This is a genomic window from Ruegeria sp. CK1 (genome assembly GCF_056536545.1).
Genome location: NZ_JBQFPX010000002.1, coordinates 150,535 through 167,266 on the forward strand (window position 1 = coordinate 150,535; position 16,732 = coordinate 167,266).

The following is a 16,732-nucleotide window of genomic DNA, read 5'->3' on the forward strand; positions in this document are numbered from 1 at the left end:
GACCCGGCGGTTTATTCCGCCGGTTCCGGTTCATCCAACTGCGCTACGCGCGCACCGGATTTGTTCGAGGTCACGACCCCAAGCGATTTCAGTTTACGGTGCAACGCGCTGCGCTCCATACCAACAAAGCTGGCAGTACGGCTGATGTTTCCTCCAAAGCGGTTAATTTGGGTCAACAGGTATTCACGCTCAAACGCTTCACGCGCTTCCCGCAACGGCAATGTCGCAAGTGCTCCGGATAGGACAACACGCCCGGTATCGTCTGCTTTTTCCTCTTCCGCGGGCAGTTCCTTGGCTTCTATTGGACCAGAGCCATCGCCCAAAATCAGAACGCGCTCGATTAGGTTTTTAAGCTGCCGAACGTTGCCGGGCCACGTCATGGTTTGAAGCAACGCGACCGCCTCTTCCGAGATTTCGCGTATCGCAAGTCCCTGGGTTTCATTGCACATCTCAATAAAGTGCTGCGCCAGAACCGGAATATCTTCGCGCCGTTCTTCCAAAGACGGCACCGCAATTGGAACCACGTTCAGGCGATGATAGAGTTCCTCACGGAAACGTTCAGCCTCGATTTCTGTTTCAAGATCACGGTTGGTTGACGAGATCACCCGCAAATCAACGCGCACCTTGTCCGATCCGCCCACACGCTGGAACTGCTGATCGACCAGCACGCGCAAAATCTTGGATTGCGTGCCCAGCGGCATGTCAGCCACTTCATCGAAATAGACCACACCGCCATGGGCCTCTTCCAACAGACCGGATTCGATGCCGCGTTCCGAAGATTCACGCCCAAAGAGAACCTCTTCGACACGCTCAGGTTCGATCCCGGCGCAGTTTACGGTCACAAATGGCGCGTTGGCACGGTTGGAATGCGCGTGGATGTACCGCGCAGCGATTTCCTTTCCCGAGCCGGCCGGGCCACTCAACATCACTCGACCATTGGACTTCGTCACCTTGTCCAACTGGCTCTGCATTGTGCGGAAGGCTGCGGACTTGCCAATCATGTCTGAGTTGGTCACTTCTTTGCGCTTAAGCGATGCATTCTCGCGGCGCAGGCGCGACGTTTCCATCGCGCGGCGGATAACCACCATCAGTTGGTCGATGTTGAATGGCTTTTCGATAAAGTCATACGCGCCCTGCTTGATCGCAGCCACGGCGATTTCGATGTTGCCGTGACCAGAAATAATCACGACGGGCACATCGGGGTTGTCGCGCTTTACCGCCTTTAAAATATCTATCCCATCCATCCGGCTGTCCTTCAGCCAGATATCAAGAATCAACAGCCCCGGCGGTTCGGAATTGATCTCGGTCATGCACTCATCCGAGTTGCCAGCCAGCCGGGTTGAATAGCCTTCGTCCTCCAGAATGTCGGACACCAGCTCGCGAATATCGCGTTCGTCATCTACGATCAGAATGTCACTCATCTTTGGCCTGCTTTCAGTTTGTTGGTTTTGATTGCCTGCTTTTGTGGCGCTGCGGTCGGAGACAAGTTCGCCCCCGGTAAACGGATCACAGCCATTGCACCAAAATGGTCCTGTCCGTCAAAGACGGGCGCGTCTTCAAGCGTTAGCGCTCCGCCATGTTCTTCAATGATCTTTTTGACGATGGGCAAACCCAGACCGGTACCCTCGTCCCGTGTGGTTACATAAGGCTCAAACAGCCGCGCCCGATCTTCGGGCAAGCCGATGCCATTGTCAGCGATTGTAATTACCGTACCCGCATCATCGCTGGTCAACGCGACTTTGATCTGCGGTTTCAGATTTTCCGGTGGGCTTTTTAGTTTTAGCGATTCAATGGCTTCACCAGCATTTTTGATGAGATTCGTCAGCGCTTGGTTCAACATCGTCGCGTCTACGTCCGCCAAAATGCTGTGATCGGGCAGAGTCGCATCAATTTGCACGTCTGGTTGACCCGCTTGCTGCAACAGCACCGCCTCTTTCACGAGCCCAACAACATCTTCTTCATGTCGATCCGGCTCGGGCATACGGGCAAATTTTGAGAATTCGTCCACAATGCGCCGCAGGTCATTTGTCTGCCGCACGATTACGTCGGTCATGGATTCCAGGCTATCGCAATCCTCTTCATCCAGCTTGCGTGAGAACTTGCGTTTGATCCGCTCCGCGCTCAATTGAATTGGGGTCAGTGGATTTTTGATTTCATGTGCGATCCGTCGCGCGACATCACCCCATGCGGCCATCCGTTGGGCACTGACAAGGTCGGTAACGTCATCAAAGGCCACCACATAACCTTCTAGACCGCCATCTTCACCGCGTCGGGTGGCCATGCGAACCAACAGATTTTCCAGTTGCCCCTTGCGTGTAACCTTGATTTCACCCTGCACGGCTTCTTGCCCACCTTCCTTTAGGCTTTCGAAGAGGGGTAAGAACTCTGGCACGGCGATACCGATGGCCAATTGATCATCAACCTTCGCCCAATCCAGCAACCGTTCCGCCGAACGGTTCACGAAGGTTACACAACCATCGGGATCAACGCCAACAACACCTGAAGTCACGGAACTGAGAACCGAATCGAACAACCTGCGGCGGCGTTCAATTTGACGGGTGTTTTCGAGCAGCGTGTCGCGCTGTCCTTTAAGTTGTCGCGTCATCTGATTGAAATAACGACCTAACATCGCGATCTCGTCATCGCTGGCTTCTTCGATGACCTGCACGCCAAGATCGCCCGCACCGACCCTCTGCGCCGCCGTCGTCAAACGCCCGACCGGACGCGACAGGCGTTCTGCGAACCACATACCCAATGACATAGCTGCCAGAATAAGGATCACTGCAAAACCCAAATACAGTAGCCCGAACTCGAACAACACCCTGCCCCGATCGCTTTCAAGCTGCTGATAAAACTGAGCCGTTTCTTTGGTGTCGTCCAGCAGAGTCAAAAGCTGCCCGTCCACTTCGCGGCTGACGTAAAGGTATCGGTCCAGGTAGGCCCGCAACGGCACCAACGCGCGGAACTCACTGTTTTGCCAGTCCGCAATAATCAACAGCCCGTTATCTGTCGCTTCTATGACCTGCTCAGGAGTTGGTGCTTCATAGTTAAAGAGGTAAGACCGATCTCCACGGGAACGGATTTCACCACTTCCATCAATTACATAGGCTTCTTTCAGACCACGCTGAATTTGCGATTGTCCTTGTGCTAGAACTTCGCGCAGCTCTGCGTCTGAAATGTAAAAGTCCAGCGCGCGCGCATTGTCCAGAAAACGGGCCAAAACCGCCGAGTCCTGCGTGAGGCCCTGCCGGTGTTCTTGCTCATATGCTTCGGCGGCAGTCAGGGACGAACCAACCACCTGCCTGACGCGATCCGAGAACCACCCTTCCAGGCCAATATTGACTGTAAGCCCCGCAAAAATCGCAACTGTGACGGTCGGCACCAGCGCCAGAAGTGTGAAAGCACCGATTAGCCTAAGGTGAAGACGGGATCCTGCAGATTTCGCCCGGCGTGCCGCGATCAAACTAAAGACCTGCCCTAGAACCAAGGCGGCCACGACCAGCACATACACGAGGTCAGCCAACAGGATCAGGCGCAACGTGGGGGCCGTCGCCCCCAAATCAAATGGACCGATAACAAGATAGGTAGCCAACGCCAAAGCAGGGCCTAGAAGAACCAGCCCCAAGGTGCCGATATTGCGCAGTTTTCGGGATTTTCGCCACCGATTAATCGCTGGTATCGGCCCGCTCTGTGCTCGGGTTGCCACCGTCTGCCCTCATTCTGATGTGTCGCTTGCGCGACGAACCGCCATATGTCGTGGTCGTTACCGGATGCGAACCCAGATGCCACGACTTGTGTGGCGATATTACATCAGTTTGCGGCGCCGTGTCACCTGAATATCGAGGTCAGTTATCTTTTTGCGCAGCGTATTTCGGTTAATCCCTAGAAGATCTGCACATTTTGCCTGATTTCCACCAGTTGCATCCAATGCAAGTTCAATCAAAGGCGCCTCGACCTCACGCAGAATGCGCTGATATAGACCTGGGGGCGGTAGAAGATTGCCGTGAAGGTCGAAATACCGGCGCAGATGGCGCGCCACCGAGGCTGACAGTTTCTCGCGCTCACCATCACCCAAAACCGGTTCAGCTTCGGGCTGACTACCCAGCACCATCTCAACCTCGGCCTTGGTGATTTCGTCCGCGCGGCTGGTCAGGCTAAGACGACGAATGGCATTTTCCAGTTGCCTAACATTGCCGGGCCAAGAATACCGGCGGACCAGCTCAACAGCATCATCGCTGAGCCAACGTTTCGCGCCATGATCACGTTCTTCCCGCGCCAGGAAGTGATCAGCCAACAAGGTAATGTCGTCCACCCGTTCGCGAAGGGCCGGAACATGTACTGTCGCACCGCACAAGCGATAATACAAATCTTGACGCACGCGACCGCTTTCCATCGCTTCGGTCAAATCTGACTGACTGGTTGCCATGAACCGAGGAACATGGTCGCCGGGCGTGTCCATCATTCGCACGATGCGGGCTTGCAACTCATCTTCAATATCGGCGATCTCGTCTATCAACAACGTGCCGCCCCGAACCCGCGCCATGACCCGTGCGGGGCCTTCCAAATCTCGTAGGTCCGCCGCAGTCGCCGTTACAAAGGGTAAGGTGCGACGATCTGAAAAATCATGAATTGCGCGCGCGATCAACGACTTGCCAGTCCCGCTTTCACCAGAAATCATCACCGACAGATCGGTATTCATCACCCGGGCAACCAATCGGTAAAGCGCTTGCATAACCGGTGTTCGCCCGACCAAGGGCAACTCCTCGGGGCGATCTTCATCAGGTTCGGAGACGTCTGCCTGAACACGCTGCTTTTGCTCAAGTGCGCGCGCTGTGCGCTTCATGAGATCCGGCAAATCGAATGGTTTGGGCAAATAGTCATATGCATCTGCCTCTGCCGCCTGAATCGCCGTCATGATGGTGTTTTGGGCTGAAATCACAATGACCGGCAAACCGGGACGGTCCTGCGCGATCTTTGGCAGCATTTCCAATCCGTTCCCGTCCGGCATGACCACGTCCGAGATCACCACGTCCCCCTTACCTTCCCCAACCCAGCGCATCAGCGTGGTCAACGAAGACGTTGCGTGAACCTTGCAGCCCGCCCGTGTCAGGGCCTGTGTCAGAACGGTGCGAATCGTGCGGTCGTCATCTGCGACCAGTACTGTGCCATCCATCGGGTGCTCTCCATTTTCTCTGCTCTTGTTGGCAGTTTTAAGTTTCGTCCTTCGGCGCCCGCCTCAGAGAGATGCGGAACACCGTGCGGCCCGGAACCGAGTCAGCTGAAATCCAGCCGTCGTGGTCCGAGATGATCTTGCTCACCAGCGCCAAACCAAGGCCGGTGCCGTTTTCTTTGCCTGAGACAAAAGGGTCAAAAATATCACTGCGGATCTTTTCAGGCAGGCCCGGCCCGTCGTCGATGATCTCAATCTGCAGCGGGAGGGAATGGCCGGAACCGTCGCTGCGCCGCAATCGAAAAGAATGCTCGAAGTAAGTGCGCAGACGAATAGTTCCCCCTTTTGGATCAGCAGCTTCAGAGGCGTTCTTAAGAAGATTCAGCACCACCTGAAGGAACTGATCCGGGTCGCCGAATGCCAGTGGCAGCGAGGGGTCGTAGTCCTCGATAATCTTCATATGCGCGCCGAATCCCAACAGCGCAGAACGGCGCGCGCGATCCAAGACATCGTGGATATTGACCGGTTTGAAATCAGGTTGGGAAAGGTTGCCAAACTGCTCGACCTGCTCCAACAACTTTACGATGCGGCGGCTTTCAGCCACGATAAGGTCGGTAAGCTCAAGGTCCTGAGGCGGGATATTCATGCTGAGAAGTTGGGCTGCGCCGGTAATCCCCGCCAAAGGGTTTTTTATCTCGTGTGCCAGCATTTCAGCCATACCAATAGCCGATTGCGCCGCCGACTTCACCGTATTCCCACGGGTCATCCGCCCTGCTAGTTCTCGCGGCGAAATGATCATGATCATCGATCCCGGATGACCGACCAGAGGAGCAATCTGCAAAGCACATTGCAATGGAGCACGGTTCCCGGAACCAGCATCCACATCGTTCACGAATAAAGGCGTACCTTGCTCGCGCGCGCGCTCGAAAGCTTCTTCTAATGGGGCGTCCACAGCGATTTGGTCCCAAACCGGGTGCCCAATCACAGACTTGCGCGAGGCATTCAAAAAACCTTCACCAGCAGAATTCACATCCGCAATCCGATCATCTGGGCTGATAATAAACGCTGGAACCGGCAGCGACGTCCAGATGCTCTGATCCGAAGTCATGCCGCCACCTCTGCATCTGCACTAAGTGCGTCGCCCAATAGGCGCATCACCTCATCTGTGTCGCGAGAGGTCAACACGGCGCGACGTGCAGCAGCGGGCGTTGCAGCTTCGTCCATATACCAACCCAAATGCTTGCGAGCGACGCGCAAACCAAGTTCAGATCCGTAGAATTCCAGAATCGACTGATAATGGGCACGCACCATATCAATCAGGTCGGCACCTTTTGGAATTTCCGGAGCTTGAGAGCCGTAAAGGTCATGGCATATCTGGGCCAGTTGCCATGGTTTGCCCTGCGCGCCGCGCCCAACCATGACACCATCCGCGCCAGATTGATCCAACGCGTTACGTGCGGCGTCGGAATCCACAATATCTCCATTGGCGATAACTGGAATTGAGACTGCTTCTTTCACAGCGCGGATCGCTCGCCAATCCGCATTGCCCTTGTAAAACTGACACCGCGTACGACCGTGGATCGTAACCATGGAAATTCCAGCATCTTGCGCCCTTTGCGCAATAACAGGGGCGTTTAGAAGGTTATCATCCCAGCCCAGACGGGTTTTCAATGTCACCGGAACATCAACGGCCTCAACAACCGCCTCAATCAAGGTCAGCGCATGGTCTGGTGTCTTCAACAAGGCAGAACCAGAGTAACCGTTTGTCACCTTTTTAGCGGGGCAGCCCATGTTGATGTCGATTACCCGCGCGCCGCGATCAGCAACCTGACGGGCAGCTTCAGCCATCCAATGCGCGTCGCGTCCTGCCAGTTGCACAGCGGTATTTTCCACATCAGCAGACAGTTCGGCCCGCTCGCGCACTCCGGGCTTGGCCTGCACCATCTCTTGGCTAGCGACCATTTCACTTACAACCATACCCGCGCCAAACCGCATCACCAGGTCACGGAAAGGCCGATCTGTGATTCCGGCCATCGGTGCCAGCATGACCGGCGGGTTCAGAGCTTTGTCAGCGAGCTGCAGAGTCAACGTGCTTAATCCTTGGGCAGTTGTGGCTTTGATAACGAATTGAGCGCATATGAACAACAAATCGGCGGGCATCAAGCCCGCGAAATCATCACATGCCTATTTTTTGGGCAGTTTTACGCGGGTGATTGCCTCTGCATTCACCGCACCCTAAACATTGCCCAAACCATCGGAGATCTCGCCCAATGACAACCGCCGCCATCATCGTTGCTGCAGGACGCGGGCTGCGCGCCGGAGGGGTAGTTCCAAAACAATGGCGCTCTCTTGCTGGGCGACGTGTTGCAGATTGGACGATTGACCGGTTTCGTGAGCAGATGGATCACATTGTGCTGGTGCTTTCCGAAGACGATCAAACTGCATGGGACGAATTCGCACCTACAGATCTGATCTTGGCAAAAGGCGGCAACGACCGGGCTTCATCTGTGCGCAACGGCCTATTGGCGCTTGAGTCGCTAGGAGTGCAAAAGGTTCTGATCCACGACGTTGCACGGCCATGCGTTAAACCTGAAACTATTCAGCAGGTCGTCGAAGCACTGGAAGCATACCCTGCGGCAGCTCCTGGGCTTGCGGTGACAGATGCACTTTGGACGGGTGATGGTGATACCGTAACCGGCACCCAGGATCGGACAGGCCTTTTCGCTGCTCAAACTCCACAAGGCTTTCACTTTGATGCCATCGTCTTGGCCCATGCGGCTCACCCCGGCGAAGCTGCTGATGATGTAGAAGTCGCTCGTGCTGCAGGGTTGGAAGTGGCTATTGTGCCGGGGGATGCGGACAATATCAAAATCACACGGCCTGAGGATTTTGCCCGGGCAGAGCGCATACTAGGAAAAGATATGGATGTAAGACTGGGCAATGGCTACGACGTTCATCGCTTTGGCGATGGGGATCACGTCATTCTCTGTGGTGTGAAAGTGCCGCATAACCGCGGCCTTCAAGGTCATTCCGACGCAGACGTTGGAATGCACGCGGTAACTGACGCAATTTATGGGGCTCTGGCGCAGGGTGACATCGGACAACACTTTCCGCCCTCGGACCCGCAATGGAAGGGCGCCGCCAGCGAGATTTTCCTAAGACATGCAGTCGAGTTGGCCGAACAGATGGGGTATCAAATCTCGAATATCGACTGCACACTAGTCTGCGAATACCCAAAGATCGGTCCGCACGCTCCGAAAATGCGGGACGAATTGGCAGGGATCATGGGATTAAGTGCCGATCAGGTCTCAGTCAAAGCAACCACGTCGGAACGGCTAGGGTTTACTGGCCGCAGCGAAGGCATAGCCGCGCTGGCCACAGCTTGTCTGGTGAGATCATGAAGGCTGCGCGTCTGATCGGAACAGTCGGTGGCGTCGGCTATCTTCGGCCTGCGCCTGGCACATGGGGGTCATTGGCCGCCCTCCCCTTGGCCTGGGTACTGCATACGCTGGGTGGTTTCCCGTTGCTCTTCATCGCAACGCTCGCCGTGTTCTTTGCCGGTCTTTGGGCGACCCGTGTCATGACTGCGGGTCAGGACAACCACGACCCGTCCGAAATCGTCATTGACGAAGTTGCAGGTCAATTCATTGCCTTGTGGGCCGTTTCCTACCCTTCTTGGGCGCACGGAATCGAAATCACGGCCCTCTGGCCCGGCTGGGTTGCCGGCTTCCTACTGTTCCGCCTGTTCGACATCACCAAGCCCGGCCCCGTCGGCTGGGCTGACCGGCGCAACGATGCAATGGGCGTCATGCTGGACGATGTGATCGCTGGAATTCTCGCGGGGATTGGCGTCATTGTTCTAAGAGGCATCGCACATGGAGTACTGGGCCTGTGACCGTTTCCGAACTACTTGACCGCGCCAAGGCGCAAGGCGTGATGATTGCTACTGCAGAAAGCTGCACCGGCGGCATGGTCGCCGCCGCGTTGACCGATATTCCCGGCAGTTCGGCAGTGGTCGAGCGCGGGTTCGTCACCTACACCAACAAAGCAAAGCAACAGATGTTGGGAGTTTCGGTCGAGACGCTGACAGCTCACGGCGCAGTCTCTGAACAGGTCGCGGGTGAAATGGCGGAAGGCGCGTTGAAGCATTCGGACGCGCAGCTCGCGGTTTCAGTCACCGGCATCGCGGGCCCCGGAGGGTCCGAGTTCAAACCCGAAGGTCGAGTCTGCTTTGGCTTGGCCACCGAAGGACGGTCGACGCGCACAGAAACAGTTGAGTTCGGCGCAATCGGCCGAGACAAGGTTCGCGGCGCGGCACGCGATCATGCACTTGATCTGCTCTCAAATGGCCTTCTCAATATCGCCCAATAAACCGGCATTAGGAGCCGCTGGCCGCCTATTTTTTCGCCAGTACGTAAAAAGCCCTCTAAATAGGCACTAAAATCCCTCTCTGCCTCTTTTTTCCCCGTCTTCTCTCAGCTTCAAGGCGCGCCACGCAAATTCGAGACGCTAAGAGGAGACCGGCTGATGAATGGAGCCGACACCGCCTGGATCATAGTGGCTACCGCCTTGGTCCTGTTCATGACACTGCCGGGCCTAGCCCTGTTCTATGGCGGCCTTGTGCGCGCCCGCAACGTGCTGAGCGTTTTCATGCACTGCTTCAGCATCGCTTGCTTGATGAGCATTCTGTGGCTGGTTGCTGGCTATTCGATCGCGTTTGGCGACGGTGGTACTGGCTTGTGGGGCGGACTGGGTAAGGCATTCCTAAACGGTGTCGACGTTGACAGCCTATCCGGCACCCTGCCCGAGATCCTATTCTTCGTGTTCCAGATGACCTTTGCGATCATCACACCAGCCCTGATCGTAGGCGCCTATGTCGAGCGCGTGGGATTCGGGTTTGTCTTAACTTTCTCTGCCCTTTGGATGTTGCTTTGTTACGCACCCGTAGTTCACTGGATCTGGGGTGGCGGCATTCTGACCGATGGCGGTATTTTGGGCGAGACCGGCGTTCGCGACTTCGCAGGCGGGATAGTTGTGCACGAAACAGCTGGCCTGGCCGCGCTGATCATTGCGATCGTCTTAGGGCCGCGCCGCAACCGTACGACACCACCGCACAACCCCGGTTACGTCATGATTGGTGCTGCGATGCTTTGGGTCGGTTGGTTCGGCTTCAATGGCGGCTCGCAGCTCGCGGCCGACGGCGGTGCAGCAATGGCGATGACGGTGACGCATATTTCTGCTGCAACGGCTTCGCTAAGCTGGGCACTTTGGGAACGCATCCGCTTTGGCAAGGCCTCAATGGTCGGCTTGGTCACCGGAACAATCGCCGGTTTGGCTTCGATAACTCCGGCCTCGGGCTATGTTGATCCGGTGCAGGCGTTGATCATCGGTGCAGTTGCAGGTGTCCTGTGTCAGGAAGCTGTTAGCGTCATCCGCAACCTTCTCAAAATCGACGACACGCTGGATGTTTTCGCCGTACACGGTGTCGGCGGTATCTTCGGTACGATCATGATCGCGGCCTTTGGTCTTGGTGCCTGGACGGCCCAACTGGGTGGTCTAGTTATCGTTGGTGCCTTTACGGCAGTTGTCACATTTGTGTTGATCAAGGTGGTTGCGCTGATCACCCCGCTGCGGGTAGACGCTGATACTGAGACAAACGGGCTCGATCTGTCGGTACACGGCGAACGTGCTTATGACATGAGCAGCTAAGCCCACCTTAGCTTGCTTTGCCCGTAAGGGCGAAAAGCGGACCTCTATAGGGGTCCGCTTTTCTTTTACACGCAACCCTCTCGACTCCGGGCCAAGGGTCGGGCTATCAGCCCGCAACGCCATATTGTCCCGAGGTTACGCCATGATCCCCAGTTCTTTCCCCGATAGCACCGAAATCGCCCGTCTGACCGCTCGGATGCTGCTGGAGATCAAAGCCGTCCATTTCAATTCGCGCGAACCGTTCACGCTGGCTTCGGGCTTGCCCAGCCCGACCTATATCGATTGCCGCAAGCTGATCTCTTATCCGCGCATCCGCTCAACCTTGATGGACTTTCTGACAGTCACAGTAATGCGCGACGCGGGTTTTGAGGCGTTCGACAACATTGCAGGTGGTGAGACTGCTGGTATTCCTTTCGCCGCCATGGTTGCAGAGCGAATGGCCCTGCCCATGACATACGTTCGCAAAAAACCCAAAGGCTACGGTCGCAATGCCCGTATCGAAGGCGCGATGAGCGAGGGTGAGCGCGTTTTGCTGGTCGAAGACCTGACAACCGATGGCGGCTCGAAATTGTCTTTTGTGGATGCGATCCGCGAAACCGGCGCGACCTGCGGGCATACAGCAGTGATTTTCTACTACGGCATCTTCCCGGAGACCGAGAAAACGCTCGGCGACCACGGCATTCAACTGCATCACCTGTGTACTTGGTGGGACGTTTTGGCCGAAGCCAAGGCGCAAAAAGCCTTTGACCAAGAGACACTTGATGGAGTCGAAGCCTTCCTGAACGACCCGCGCGGCTGGCAGGAAGCCAATAAATCCACTTAAACCGCTTGTGGACAGGCTGGGGATAATTGTTAAAGAATCGATCCTTAGGATACGATATCTGGTGACTTTTACCCCATTTCCTACATAATAAGCTAAGCATACTCAGGCATCCAAACTGTCAGGAAAGTTATCCCGAGGCCTTACCCCGAGTTAGCCACAGGTATTTCCAGATAGATTGCGGTGTTGTTTCGCGTGTAAAACCTCGGAACGGGCAGCGGGGACAAAATGAACGAGATAAGCAGTATCGAGCAGGCGGCGGCACAGATTCAGAATGCCGAAACCATGCCGCATTCCATTGAGGCTGAGCAGCAGCTTTTGGGCGCTATCTTAACGAACAATGATCTGTACGACCGAGTAGCATCGATTATCGGGGCCGAGCATTTCTATGATCCGGTCCATGCCCGAATTTACGAAGTTGCGGCCACCCGTATCGCCAAGAATGCGCTGGCCTCGCCCGTAACTCTGAAATCCTTTATGGCCGAGGACGAAGGTCTGAAGGAACTGGGCGGCCCAGCCTATCTGGTCAAACTGGCTGGCGCTTCGATTAGTGCCTTCGCGGTGCATGACTACGCGCAAATGATTTACGACCTAGCCATACGACGTGAACTGATCCGTTTGGGTCGGGATATTTCGGACAAGGCGGCACGGGTCGATGTGTCCAGCGAGCCCAAAGAACAAATCGTCGAGGCCGAGCAGCAGCTTTATCAGTTATCCGAGCAGGGCCAGACCGAACAAGGATTTCAATCCTTCCTCAAGGCGGTCACAGAAGCCGTCAACGTCACCAACGAAGCGTACCAGCGCGGCGGTGGCATGGCAGGGATCTCCACCGGTCTGGCCGACTTGGACAAACAACTCGGCGGGTTGCACCCATCCGACTTGATAATTTTGGCGGGGCGTCCGTCGATGGGTAAAACCTCGCTAGCGACCAACGTGGCGTTCAACGTGGCCAAAGCCTATAAGCGCGGCACCAAGCCGGACGGTTCTGAGGGCGCTATTGACGGCGGGGTTGTGGGATTCTTTTCGCTTGAAATGAGCGCGGAACAGCTAGCGGGTCGTGTTCTGGCCGAAGCCTCCGAGATTTCCTCGCACAAAATCCGTCAGGGTGACATGACAGAAGCAGAGTTCCGCCGCTTCGTCGACGCGGCCAAGGACCTTGAGGCCTGCCCCCTGTTCATCGATGACACCCCGGCCCTGCCGATCTCGCAACTTGCTGCCCGGGCACGGCGGTTGAAGCGAACGCATGGCTTGGACCTGTTAGTGATTGACTACCTGCAACTGTGTCGCGGTATGGCCGACAACCGCGTCAACGAGATTGCTGAGATTTCGATGGGCATGAAGGCCATCGCCAAGGAGTTGAACATTCCTGTCATCGCTCTGTCACAGCTTAGCCGTCAGGTGGAAAGCCGGGACGACAAACGCCCGCAATTGTCCGACCTGCGGGAATCAGGTTCGATCGAACAGGACGCCGACGTGGTGATGTTCGTATTCCGCGAGGAATACTACAAAGAACGTGAAAAACCAGGCGATCACGAATTGGAAAAGATGGAAGAGTGGAAACAGGCCATGGAACGCCTGCATGGCAAAGCCGAGGTCATCGTCGGTAAGCAGCGCCACGGCCCCATCGGAACGGTCGAGCTGTCATTCGAGGCTCAGTTCACGCGGTTTGGCAACCTCGTCAAACCCTGGCAACAAGACGGCCAGATCGAAAGCTACTAATCTACCAAAGTTCGGGCCGGTTAAACGCACTTACACAGTGCGACGGGCCCTCAATCGGTGTATCCACCCCTGTCAAAGATTGCCCAAGCCACCCATGCGGCATACTCAGTGGCATGGGCGGCCGAGCAAAGGTTTCAGGAATCTGGTGAAATCCTGACCTGTCATAGTAAGCCGGATCGCCGTAGGTCACGGTAAAATCTACGCCTTGCACGCGCAAACTCTCTAACCCGAAACTAATCAGCTTTTGACCAATTCCCGTTTTCTGCCGATCTGTCTGCACCGCCACCGGAGACATCAAAAACACCTGACGAGGATCCTGGTCATAGCTCAAGCGAGAGAATAGAACGCAGCCTAACAGCACCCCGTTATCCAATGCCAAAACGCCGAGCAAATCGTTGTCAGGCGTCGTTTTCAATAAATCCTGGACCAAATCACCAACTGCGCGACCCTCTTCTTCACTCTCAGAGGCCGCAAAGACGGAACGAAAGAACCCGGGTAATTCGGGAGCACGGACTTTATAGTCAGCGGTCAGATTCAGCATTTTCTGCATCCTTCAGGTAGATCAACGATCCTGCCTTAGAACTTTCAGTTGATCACAAAGACGACACAATGACGAGAGGTGAACAAATTCCACAAAGGCCTTTTTCTGCCAAGGCCTTGCGAGTTTGGCCAGAACCTGCGCGTGATCGCCACGATATCTACAAGAATTGCCGTCTACCCCCTTGACCTGCGGTGATCCAATGTCATGAAAAGCACCATGAGCAACGCACGTTTAACGATCAATCTTCACGCGCTGGCCAGTAACTGGCGGGCGCTCGATGCAAAAACGAATGTCGAGACAGGCGCCGTAGTCAAAGCCGACGCCTATGGCTTGGGGGCCGGACCAGTTTCAGCGACCTTAGCTGAGGAAGGCGTTCGCAAATTCTTTGTTGCAATCGCCGAAGAAGGTGCTGCCGTGCGCAAAGCTGTTGGCCCTGGTCCGATGATCGGCGTGTTCTCGGGCCATATGGAAGGTGATACCGATCTGCTGCGGGATCACGATCTGACTCCGTTGATAAACTCGCCAGAACAACTCATCCGGCACCAGCAGGCGCTAACCGATCACTCCTTTGGCATTCAGCTGGACAGTGGCATGAATCGCCTAGGGCTAGAGCCCTCGGACTGGGCCGAATTACGATCAAGCGTCGAAGCACTAAATCCCGCAGTTGTCATGTCGCACTTGGCCTGCTCCGACGAACCAGAACACCCAATGAACCGGCAGCAGTTGAAAACCTTCCGCGAAATGACGGATGGCGTGACTGCACCTAGATCGCTTGCCGCGACCGGTGGCACGTTGCTGGGCTCCGAATTCCACTTTGACTTCTGCCGCCCCGGCGTTGGCCTCTACGGTGGCATGCCTTTTGCAGACGCCAAAACCGTGGTGACCGCTGACCTGCCCGTCATTCAGGTGCGCCCCATCGAAGTCGGAGAAACCGTGGGCTATGGAAACACTTGGGTCGCTCGGCGCCCATCGCGTATAGCAACCGTAGCCGCAGGGTACGCGGATGGGCTGCACCGGGCCATTGGCGGGGGCATTGACGTTTTCGCAGGTGGAAAACCTTGCCCCGTCGTCGGTCGCATCTCGATGGATCTAATTACGGTCGACGTCACTGACTTGCCCGAAGACCCGGAACGCCTGCGCATCCTAAACGGCCACCAAACCGTGGATGATCTAGCCGAAGCCGCAGGCACTATTGGGTATGAAATCCTCACATCGCTTGGCGCGCGTTATTCCCGAGGTTACGTGGAATGAACCCTTTGCACCTGCTGGGCGGGCTGGGCCGTGCGGTTCTGGCGCTATTCGCCACCTTCGGCAAAGTCGCCCTGTTCTCGGGCGATGCCATTTCTCACGTCTTTCGCCCTCCCTACTACCCACGCGAATTTGCGGTTGCGCTGATAAACATCGGCTGGCTTTCTTTGCCGGTTGTCGGGCTGACGGCGATCTTCACCGGCGGCGCACTAGCGTTACAAATCTACGCTGGTGGAGCGCGTTTCAACGCCGAGGCCGTGGTGCCGCAGATTGTCGCCATTGGCATGGTTCGCGAACTTGGACCGGTGCTGGTCGGCCTGATGATCGCGGCACGCGTGACCTCATCCATTGCGGCCGAGATTGCCACCATGAAAGTGACCGAGCAAATAGACGCGCTGGTAACCTTGTCGACGCACCCGATGAAATATCTGACTGCCCCACGCGTGCTGGCCGCCCTGATAACCGTCCCCCTGCTGGTCGGGATCGGAGATATCATTGGAATCGCCGGCGGGTATGTGGTCGCGACCCAGAACTTGGGTTTCAATCCAGCGACTTACCTTTTGAACACTGTCAACTTCCTTGAGGCGCGGGATATCGTTTCATCGCTTGCCAAAGGTGCCGTGTTTGGCCTGATTGCAGCATTGATGGGGTGCTATTACGGCATGAACTCGGGCCGTGGTGCACAGGGTGTTGGCCGGGCCACCAAATCCTCGGTCGAATCCGCCGCCATCATGATTCTAGCCGCCAACTTCATTCTGACAGGAGTGTTCTTCTCGCTATGATCCGGATGGAGAACGTACATAAAGCCTTTGGCAATAACCAAGTTCTGCAGGGCATGAACCTGGAAATCCCTAAAGGCACTTCAATGGTTATCATCGGGGGGTCGGGCACCGGCAAATCAGTGGCGCTAAAATGCATCCTCGGCCTGATCAAACCGGATAGCGGCATGATCTATGTTGACGAAAAAGACGCCACCAAAGGCGACCGAGACGCGTTTCTGGCCCGGTTCGGCATGTTGTTTCAGGGCGCGGCGCTGTTTGACTCGCTGCCCGTTTGGCAAAACGTCGCCTTCCGTCTGCTGCGCGGTCCGTTGAAACGCCCGCCGGAATATGCCCGCGAGATCGCCATCGAGAAACTGCGCCGCGTGGGTCTGAAGTCCGACGTAGCCGACCGCTTTCCATCCGAATTGTCTGGCGGCATGCAAAAACGCGTAGGCCTCGCCCGCGCTATCGCCGCCGAGCCCGAAATCATCTTTTTCGATGAACCCACCACAGGTCTGGACCCGATCATGTCCGGCGTCATCAACGACCTGATCCGCGAGATCGTGACCGAAATGGGTGCCACTGCCATGACCATCACCCACGACATGAGTTCCGTCCGCGCGATTGCCGACAACGTCGCCATGTTGCATGACGGAGTAATTCAATGGACTGGCCCGGTCGCAAAGATGGACGCGTCGGGAGATCCTTATGTTGAGCAGTTTATCAGCGGGAGTGCTGAGGGGCCGATTGAGGCAGTGAGATAG

At 56.1% G+C, this 16,732-nt stretch carries 15 protein-coding genes; 9 read left to right on the forward strand and 6 right to left on the reverse strand.

What is annotated here, in order from left to right:
- Positions 1–11: 11 nt before the first annotated feature.
- The 5 genes from ntrX to dusB form a co-directional block, all read right to left on the reverse strand.
- The gene (gene ntrX / locus ACR0L3_RS07285) at positions 12–1,421 is read right to left on the reverse strand and encodes a nitrogen assimilation response regulator NtrX (RefSeq protein ID WP_480744893.1); all 1,410 of its coding nucleotides are present in this window, start codon (positions 1,419–1,421) and stop codon (positions 12–14) included.
- Entirely contained in the window at positions 1,418–3,706 is a 2,289-nt protein-coding gene (locus ACR0L3_RS07290; protein WP_480744895.1) for a sensor histidine kinase NtrY-like, read from the reverse strand. Before ACR0L3_RS07290 ends, ntrX begins: the two co-directional genes overlap by 4 nt.
- Before the next feature lie 99 nt (positions 3,707–3,805).
- Complete coding sequence (locus tag ACR0L3_RS07295; RefSeq protein ID WP_480744897.1) at positions 3,806–5,173, reverse strand: response regulator; 1,368 nt, start codon at positions 5,171–5,173, stop codon at positions 3,806–3,808.
- A 37-nt stretch (positions 5,174–5,210) separates the two neighbouring features.
- Complete coding sequence (locus ACR0L3_RS07300; protein WP_480744898.1) at positions 5,211–6,278, reverse strand: two-component system sensor histidine kinase NtrB; 1,068 nt, start codon at positions 6,276–6,278, stop codon at positions 5,211–5,213.
- On the reverse strand, positions 6,275–7,258 hold the full coding sequence (dusB, locus tag ACR0L3_RS07305; protein WP_480744899.1) for a tRNA dihydrouridine synthase DusB: 984 nt from the start codon (positions 7,256–7,258) through the stop codon (positions 6,275–6,277). The genes ACR0L3_RS07300 and dusB overlap by 4 nt, the downstream gene beginning before the upstream one ends.
- A 182-nt stretch (positions 7,259–7,440) precedes the next feature.
- On the opposite strand from dusB, the gene ACR0L3_RS07310 reads away from it, so the two are divergent.
- The 6 genes from ACR0L3_RS07310 to ACR0L3_RS07335 all read left to right on the forward strand — a co-directional run bounded on the left by ACR0L3_RS07310 (position 7,441) and on the right by ACR0L3_RS07335 (position 13,418).
- The gene (locus ACR0L3_RS07310; protein WP_480744901.1) at positions 7,441–8,571 is read left to right on the forward strand and encodes a bifunctional 2-C-methyl-D-erythritol 4-phosphate cytidylyltransferase/2-C-methyl-D-erythritol 2,4-cyclodiphosphate synthase; all 1,131 of its coding nucleotides are present in this window, start codon (positions 7,441–7,443) and stop codon (positions 8,569–8,571) included.
- Complete coding sequence (locus tag ACR0L3_RS07315; protein WP_480744903.1) at positions 8,568–9,065, forward strand: phosphatidylglycerophosphatase A family protein; 498 nt, start codon at positions 8,568–8,570, stop codon at positions 9,063–9,065. Before ACR0L3_RS07310 ends, ACR0L3_RS07315 begins: the two co-directional genes overlap by 4 nt.
- Entirely contained in the window at positions 9,062–9,541 is a 480-nt protein-coding gene (locus tag ACR0L3_RS07320; protein ID WP_480744905.1) for a CinA family protein, read from the forward strand. Before ACR0L3_RS07315 ends, ACR0L3_RS07320 begins: the two co-directional genes overlap by 4 nt.
- 156 nt (positions 9,542–9,697) lie before the next feature.
- Positions 9,698–10,879: an ammonium transporter gene (locus tag ACR0L3_RS07325; RefSeq protein ID WP_480744906.1), complete on the forward strand. Its 1,182-nt coding sequence runs from the start codon at positions 9,698–9,700 to the stop codon at positions 10,877–10,879.
- A gap of 142 nt (positions 10,880–11,021) precedes the next feature.
- A complete protein-coding gene (locus ACR0L3_RS07330; protein WP_480744908.1) occupies positions 11,022–11,702 on the forward strand; it encodes an orotate phosphoribosyltransferase in 681 nt (226 codons plus the stop codon).
- 225 nt (positions 11,703–11,927) lie between these two features.
- Positions 11,928–13,418: a replicative DNA helicase gene (locus tag ACR0L3_RS07335; RefSeq protein ID WP_480744909.1), complete on the forward strand. Its 1,491-nt coding sequence runs from the start codon at positions 11,928–11,930 to the stop codon at positions 13,416–13,418.
- A gap of 1 nt (position 13,419) precedes the next feature.
- Here ACR0L3_RS07335 and ACR0L3_RS07340 read toward each other — a convergent pair whose 3' ends face one another.
- Positions 13,420–13,959 (reverse strand): GNAT family N-acetyltransferase, encoded by a 540-nt coding sequence (locus tag ACR0L3_RS07340; protein ID WP_480744911.1) that lies wholly within the window; start codon positions 13,957–13,959, stop codon positions 13,420–13,422.
- A gap of 216 nt (positions 13,960–14,175) precedes the next feature.
- Here ACR0L3_RS07340 and alr point away from each other — a divergent pair, with 216 nt between their 5' ends.
- From alr to ACR0L3_RS07355, 3 genes are read left to right on the forward strand one after another with little or no spacing between them, the layout of a single operon-like run.
- Positions 14,176–15,210, forward strand: coding sequence for an alanine racemase (gene alr / locus ACR0L3_RS07345; protein ID WP_480744912.1), 1,035 nt, complete (start codon positions 14,176–14,178; stop codon positions 15,208–15,210).
- Positions 15,207–15,989: an MlaE family ABC transporter permease gene (locus tag ACR0L3_RS07350; RefSeq protein ID WP_480744914.1), complete on the forward strand. Its 783-nt coding sequence runs from the start codon at positions 15,207–15,209 to the stop codon at positions 15,987–15,989. The genes alr and ACR0L3_RS07350 overlap by 4 nt, the downstream gene beginning before the upstream one ends.
- Positions 15,986–16,732, forward strand: coding sequence for an ABC transporter ATP-binding protein (locus tag ACR0L3_RS07355; protein WP_480744915.1), 747 nt, complete (start codon positions 15,986–15,988; stop codon positions 16,730–16,732). The genes ACR0L3_RS07350 and ACR0L3_RS07355 overlap by 4 nt, the downstream gene beginning before the upstream one ends.